Raw genomic sequence first — 7,123 nt, forward strand, 5'->3', positions numbered from 1 at the left:
ACCCCCGGCGTCGCCAGGGGACTCGGACAGGCGCTCTACTTCGCCGATCCTGCCTCGCGGTGGGGGCGTGACCTTGGTCGCTCGGTGGAAAAAGAGGCGGGGACTGTCGGTGTCTCGACGTAGCCTCAGGAAACCATGATCGACGCACCGCAGACCCCTGAGACCACGCCCTTTCCCGAGGCGTCGCCCCGCCCTGCGCCCGTGCCGACGGACGACCCGGACCGCCGGCTCGACTGGCGCCGGCTGCGCGGCGTGGCCGCGGTCGTCGCCCTGCTCGCGCTGACGGCGGGCGCGGTGGGCCAGGCCCTCGGCGCGGCAGCGGCCGGGGAGCTGGCGGCCGACGCCACCGTGCTGGGGCTCGTCCTGCTCGCCCTGTGCGTGGTCGGTGGTGCGCTCCTCGACGGCCTCGGACAGGTGGTCTGGGCGGGCGTGGTGGACCGGGCCGAGGGCAAGCTCCGGAGCGACCTGCTCAGCGCGGCCCTGCGCCAGCCGCTCGCGACCCTCTCGGAGCAGGCGGTGGGCGAGGTCCTCGACCGGGTCGACGACGACACGCACGCCGTCGGAACGCTCGTGCGCCGCCAGCTGTGGGGCGCGGCCCGCACGGTCGCCGGCGTGATCCCCATGTGGATCATCGCCGGCATCACCTGGTGGCCCGCCTGGCTCCTGTTCCCCGTGCTCGGCGGGATCGTCGCCCTGCTCACCAGGCCGCTGCTCGGCGAGATCGCACGCCGCAAGGTGATCGAGGAGGCCGCGTGGACCGATCACGCCGCCGCCTTCGAGGAGGCCGTGGCCGCCCGGAACGACCTGCGCACCAGCCTCGGGCAGGCGTTCGCCGTGCGGCGGGTCGCACAGCTCTCCGCGACGGTGCACGAGAAGTTCCGCTCGGTGGTGCGCGTCGAGGAACGCCTGCTCCGGCGCGCCGGTCTGGTGATGTACGCGCTGCTGGCCGGTACGGCGGTCGCGTGCGCGGTGGTGGCCGTCGGCGGTGGCCTGTCGGTGCAGCAGCTCGTCACGCTCTTCCTGGTCACCGCGATGTTCGTGGGGCAGATGGACAACCTGGTCCACCACCTGCCGGACATCCAGGAGGGATTCGGCGCGGTGCTGCGCATCCGCCAGATGCTGGCGGTCGAGCCCGAGCCCGACGGCGGCGACGACCTGCCCGACGGGCCGCTGGGGCTCGAGCTGCGCGACCTGACGTTCGCCTATGCCGAGGGCACGTTCGCGCTGCAGGGCGTCGACCTCACGGTGCCGGCCGGTGAGACCATCGCGCTCGTCGGCCGCACCGGCTCGGGCAAGTCGACGCTGGCCGCGCTCATGTCGCGTGCGGTGGAGCCCGAACGGGGCTCGGTCTTCCTCGGCGGTGCCGACGTACGCGACCTGGACCTGCAGAAGCTGCGGGGCGCTGTCGGCGTGGTCACGCAGCGCACGGAGATCATCGCCGGGACGCTCGCGGAGAACATCGCGCTGTTCGCGGACGTCCCCCGGGCCGACATCGACGCGGCGGTGCGCGAGCTCGGCCTGACCGACTGGACGGCCGGCCTGCCCGACGGCCTCGACACCCTCCTCGGGCCCGGCGGCACCAAGCTCTCGGCGGGCGAGGAGCAGCTCGTCGCCTTCGCCCGGCTCCTCGTGCGCGACGTCCAGCTCGTGGTGCTCGACGAGGCGACCGCGCGGATGGACCCGCTCACCGAGGCGCGCGTCGTCGCGGCGTCGGACCGACTGCTCACCGGACGCACGGGCGTGCTCATCGCGCACCGGCTCGGCACCATCGAACGAGCCGGCCTCGTGGCCGTCCTCGATCGGGGCCGGGTGGTGCAGCAGGGCCGGCGCGCGGTCCTCGCCCGCCAGCCGGGGCCGTTCCGCTCGCTGCTGGAGGCCGGAGCGAGCGACGGGTCGCTCGACGCCCAGGGGGCGAGCCGGACTGACGCCACGAACGAGGCACGCGCCCAGTCGGTAGCCGCTCCCGTCGCGCAGCCGCTCGACGCCGTCGGGTCGGACGCCGCCGGGTCGGACGCCGTCGGGTCGGACGCGGCTGGGTCGGACGCCGCCAGGTCCCGCTCCGCCGAGCCGGACAGCGCAGCGGCCGAGCCCGACGCGGTCGGCGGCCGCCGTCGGGCGGGAACGCCACCCGACCTGGCCCGGCCCGGTGACGGGCCGAGCCTCGCGCGCGGTGTGCTGCACGCGCTGTTCGTGCGTCCGCAGTGGGGCCTGTTCGGCGCGGTCCTGTTCCTGCTCGCCAGCCTGGTCGCCGCACAGGGCGCCGTCACCGGGTTCCTGTGGGGCCGCACGGTCGAGCAGGTCGGCACCGGTGAGCTGCCCCTGGTCCTGCTGGTCTCGCTCGCCGTCCTGCTGCTGATGCAGCCGCTGTTCATCTCCCGTGCCATGGGCGTGTACCCGCGCTGGTGGATCGAGATCCTGCTGCGGATCCGGATGTCGGTCATGCACGGGCAGACCCGGCAGTACCGCCTGCCCGACACGCCGCCCGGTGAGGTCGTGGCCAGGTCCATGGACGCCGACCGGTTCGTGCGGTACGCGGACCGCTGGGTCGACTTCGTCAACGGGCTCGCTATCGTGGCGGTCACGGCGCTGATCAGCGGGACCTGGACCGCCGGCGCCGTCCTGCTGGCGGTCATGGTCGTCTCGGCGACGGCGTCGGCGATCGGCCGGCCGATCGCTGGTCGCTCGGCCGCTGGCTCCTCGGCGGCACGTGCGCGGTTCGGCCGCGCCCTGGTCTCGGCGCTCGACTCGGCTCGCACGGTGAAGCTCGCCGCCCGCACGCCCGACGTGCGCAGGCACCTCGGTGTGGTCGACTCGGGCCGCGTGAAGGCGGCCATCTTCGAGCACCGGGTGCAGGCGGTGCTCGACTCGGTGCCGCTGGTGACCCTCTACGTGGGTGTGGTCGCCGCCTGGGCGTTCTACCTCACCGACCGGTGGGACCTGGCCACCACGCTGCTCGTCTCGAGCGCCGTGATGGGCTTCGCCTGGTTCGGTGTCGTGGCCGGCGCCGTGGTCACCGAGGCACCCGGCACCCGGGCCTGGCAGGTCGCGACGGCCCGGTTCGCCGGTGGCGTCGACCTCGTCTCGCGCGAGCGGGGCGTCGACCTGGTCACCGGCACCGCGCCGTCGCCCGAGCCGGCTCCGCGCGAACCCCTGGACCGTCTGGAGCTGCACAACGTCACCGCGCTGCACGACGACGGCACGATCGGCGTCTCCGACGTCGACCTCGTGATCCGCCGCGGCGAGCTCGTGCTCCTGCTCGGCCAGGTCGGTTCGGGCAAGTCGTCGCTGCTGTCCGCCCTGGCCGGGCTCATCGAGCACACCGGAGAGGTCCGCTGGAACGGCACCGAGGTGACCGACGCCCAGGTCTTCATGCGCCCCGGCCAGGTCGCCCACGTGGCGCAGGTGCCGCGCGTGCTGTCCGGCACGTTCTCCGACAACGTGCGGCTGGACCACGCCCGCGACATCGTCGGCCCGGTCCAGGGCGCGCGGCTCGCGCAGGACATGGAGGAAGCGGGCGGTCCGCACGCGCTGGTCGGACACCGCGGGGTGCGGCTGTCCGGTGGTCAGGTCCAGCGGCTCGCGCTCGCGCGGGCGCTCGCGGCGGACACGGAGCTCCTGCTGGCCGACGACGTCTCCAGCGCGCTCGACGCCTCGACCGAGATCGAGCTGTGGGCCGCCCTGCGTGAGCGGGGCACCACGGTGGTGGGCGCGACGTCGAAGCGCGCGGCGCTCGCCCGCGCCGACCGCGTGGTGGTCCTGGTCGACGGCGAGGTCGCCGAGGTCGGGCCGTGGGCCGACCTCGCGGCGAGGTGGAGCCACCTGGCGGGCTGACCGCCGTCCGGCAGTCTGCCCGCGGAGCCTGACAGGCTCCGCGGGCAGGGCAGGGCAGGGCAGGGCAGCCACGGCGTCACGCCGACCGCGTCAGTCCAGGTGCCGCAGCCCAGGCCACACGGCGGCCCAGCCGCCCACCGGCTCACGGCACACCAGGATCGAAGCGCCCTGCTCCTCGTTGTCGACGTCGACGCCGTTGTCGAGCTCTCCCCGGACAGCGCACTCCGCGAAGCGGCCGACCCAGGCCCCAGGGGCCTCGGTCACGACCAGCGCAACGGTCGCGGAGTCCGGCGGCGGACCGTACTCCCAGAGCTGGTTGTGCCCCGAGTAGACCGGGGGCAGCCCGTGCTCGGGGCCGAACCGGTCCACGGCGCCGGCCTCGCCGTAGTTCTGCGTCAGGATCACCGCCTGATCCATCTCGCCTGCGGGCAGCGCGGCGTGCACGTCGGCGATCTGCCGCACGTACTCGGGCCAGCCGACGGCGTCCTGGGCCGAGGCGTTGATGTCGGCGACCGGGGTCTCGCCCAGCACGTCGACAGGTACCAGCGGCAGGCTGATGACCAGGCATGACGCGGCGTTCAGCGTCACGACTGCCACGACGAGCGTCCGCCGCCACGCCGTCCGGGCCCAGGCCGCGACGGGGACGCAGCCCGCCGCGAACAGGACCGCCAGCAGGCCCGTGGCGTAGTACGTCTGGGACCCGGCGGCATAGGTGAACGCGAGCAGCACCGGGTAGGCGACCACCAGGAAGCGGAGCGTCGGCCGACGTCGCCAGAGCCACACCAGCCCGACGATCCAGATCAGGGCCAGCGGCGGGCCGAGGGTGAGGAGCTGGAAGAGCCACATCTCGGAACGCACGTCGGCCCCGTTGTTCTCGCCGAGCGCGGCACCCATGGCGAGCTGTGGCCAGCCGTTCGTGGCCTGGTAGATCAGGTTCGGCAGACCCACAAGCAGCGCGAGCACCGCACCCGCCCACGGCCACGGCGTCGCGAGCGGCCACCGGGTGACGGCACCCGACGCGCGCAGCATCCGCCACGGCCACGCGACGACCAGCCCCAGCAGGATCCCGCCGAGGAGCGCCACCACGAGCAGCTTGTTGTAGAGCGCGACGCCGGTGACCAGCCCGGCGGCGAGCCACCAGCGGGGGTCTCGGAGCACGGCGCGGATCACGCACAGCAGCACGGCCGGCCACACGACGAGGTCCAGGCTCGCCGTGAGGAACGTGTGCCCGAACGCCAGCGGGATGGCCGCCGTCCCGTATCCCCAGGCCGCCAGCGCCTGCGCGCCGGCGCGCCCGCCGAGCTCCCGCGTGACGAGCGCGATCACCACGATCGCGGCCAGGTGTGCCAGCGTCGCCGGGATCCGCATGACGAGCAGGGTGTCGCCGAACAGCTCGGCGAAGGTCCGCGCCAGCCATGGCGTCAGGGGCGGCTGGTCCACGTATCCCCAGGCCGGGTCGAGCATGCGGAAGTACAGCTCGTCGCGGTGGTACCCGTACTGCGTGCTCACGGCGGTCAGCAGCATGCCGAGGACCAGTACCGCGGCTCCCACAGGGGCCCAGGCGACGGCCGGCCGAGGCTCCGCGGGGCGTGCCCGTCCTGGCCCGGGTCCTGTGCCGGGGCCGTCGGTGCCAGGGCCGGGTGGTGCGGACGCGACCGCCATGGCCGGAACCGTACCGGCGAACGGTCGAGGCCCGCCAGAAGTGGACCGGGTGGTCTTTGCTCCGGGCGGGACGGCGCTATGCCGCGGGCACCCGGCCGTCCGCCCGGCGCGGCAGTGTGAAGACCAGCAGGAACGCCGCCACGGCGAGCGCGGCGCTCGTCGCCATCGCCATCGTCGCGCCGTGCGCGAAGGCCTCGGCGACCGCCTCGGGCGTCGGGCGGCCGGGTGGGAACGTGAGCGACCCGAAGAGCACGGAGCCGACGACGGCGATGCCCGCCGCCGAGCCGACCCGCTGCATGGTGCCGATCACGCCGGACGCCGCGCCCGCCTGGTCCCGGTCCACGGTCGCGACGATGAACTGGGCGTTCGGTGCGATGAACAGGCCGCTGCCGATGCCGCCGACCAGCAGGGGCGCCGCGAGGGTCCAGTGGGTGAGGTCGCCGGTCGGCACCAGCCAGAGGACCAGCCACAGCGACACGAGCCCGAGCGCCACCATGCCCGTGCCGATCACGAGCACCGACCGGCCCAGGCGGTGCGCCAGACGCTCACTCTGCGACGCGCCGACGATCGACCCGATGGCGAACGGCACCGACACGATGCCCGACGCCAGCGCGGAGTGGCCGAGCCCTGACTGCCAGAAGATCGAGATCGTGAAGAAGATGCTGGTGAACGCCGCGAAGTAGACCAGCGCGAGGATCACGCCGCCGGTGAACGCGGCGTGGGCGAACAGGCGGGGCGGTACGAGCGGGCTGCCGCCGCGTCCCGCGACCCGCCGCTCCCAGAAGGCGAACGCGACGAGCAGCAGCAGGCCGCCGACCAGCGACGTCCAGGTCCACCACGGCCAGCCGGCGTCCTCGCCCTCGATGAGCGGCACCAGCACCGTGACGAGCGCGACCGAGACCAGCAGCAGCCCCACGACGTCGACCCCGCGCGCGGAGCTGCCCACGACGATGCGGGGCAGCAGCACGATCGCGGCGGCGACCGCGATCACCCCGAAGGGCAGGTTGACGAAGAAGATCGAGCGCCAGCCCTCGTTCTCACCGAACGCCTCGATGAGCAGGCCGCCGGCGATCGGCCCGAGCGCCGTCGAGAACCCGATGGCCGCGCCCATCACGGCGAACGCCTTGCCGCGCGTGCGGCCCGCGAACATGAGCTGGATCAGCGCGGTGACGGCCGGGAAGAAGATGCCGCCGCACAGGCCCTGCACCACGCGGGCCACGATGAGCTCGGTGGCACCGTCCGCGAGCCCGCACCACAGGCTCGCGAGCGTGAACCCCGCCAGGCCCACGATGAACACCCACTTGTGGCCCACGCGGTCGCCCACCCGGCCGGCCGGGATGAGGGCCAGGCCGTAGGCGAGCGCGTACCCGGAGATGATCCAGGACAGGGTGCCCTCGGACGCGTCGAGGGACGTGCGGATGGTGGGCAGCGCGACGTTGACGATGGTCGTGTCGAGCAGGGCCATCGAGACGCCGAGGATGAGCACGGCGAGCGCGATCCACGAGCTGCGCGGCGTCGCGTCCGGGCTGGCGGGCACGGGGGAGCTGGTCACGGAAGTGCGCCTCTCGGAAAGGGGAACCCACAAGATCGTACGTGTCAGACGCTCAGGTCACTCGGGTGACCTGAGCGT

3 protein-coding genes are annotated in these 7,123 nt (G+C 73.9%); 1 reads left to right on the forward strand and 2 read right to left on the reverse strand.

Features of this window, described 5'->3' with window-relative positions:
* The first annotated feature begins 135 nt into the window (after positions 1-135).
* Positions 136-3,831, forward strand: a complete 3,696-nt coding sequence (locus tag ACFWE2_RS23790; protein WP_377226682.1) for an ATP-binding cassette domain-containing protein — start codon at positions 136-138, stop codon at positions 3,829-3,831.
* Positions 3,832-3,921: 90 nt separating this feature from the next.
* On the opposite strand, the gene ACFWE2_RS23795 is transcribed toward ACFWE2_RS23790, so the two are convergent.
* Both ACFWE2_RS23795 and ACFWE2_RS23800 read right to left on the reverse strand, forming a co-directional pair.
* Entirely contained in the window at positions 3,922-5,493 is a 1,572-nt protein-coding gene (locus ACFWE2_RS23795; protein WP_377226683.1) for a glycosyltransferase family 39 protein, read from the reverse strand.
* Between the two features lie 76 nt (positions 5,494-5,569).
* Positions 5,570-7,045: an MFS transporter gene (locus tag ACFWE2_RS23800; protein ID WP_377226684.1), complete on the reverse strand. Its 1,476-nt coding sequence runs from the start codon at positions 7,043-7,045 to the stop codon at positions 5,570-5,572.
* Positions 7,046-7,123 lie beyond the last annotated feature (78 nt).

The sequence above is a fragment of the Promicromonospora sp. NPDC060271 genome (genome assembly GCF_042726755.1).
GTDB lineage: Bacteria > Actinomycetota > Actinomycetes > Actinomycetales > Cellulomonadaceae > Promicromonospora.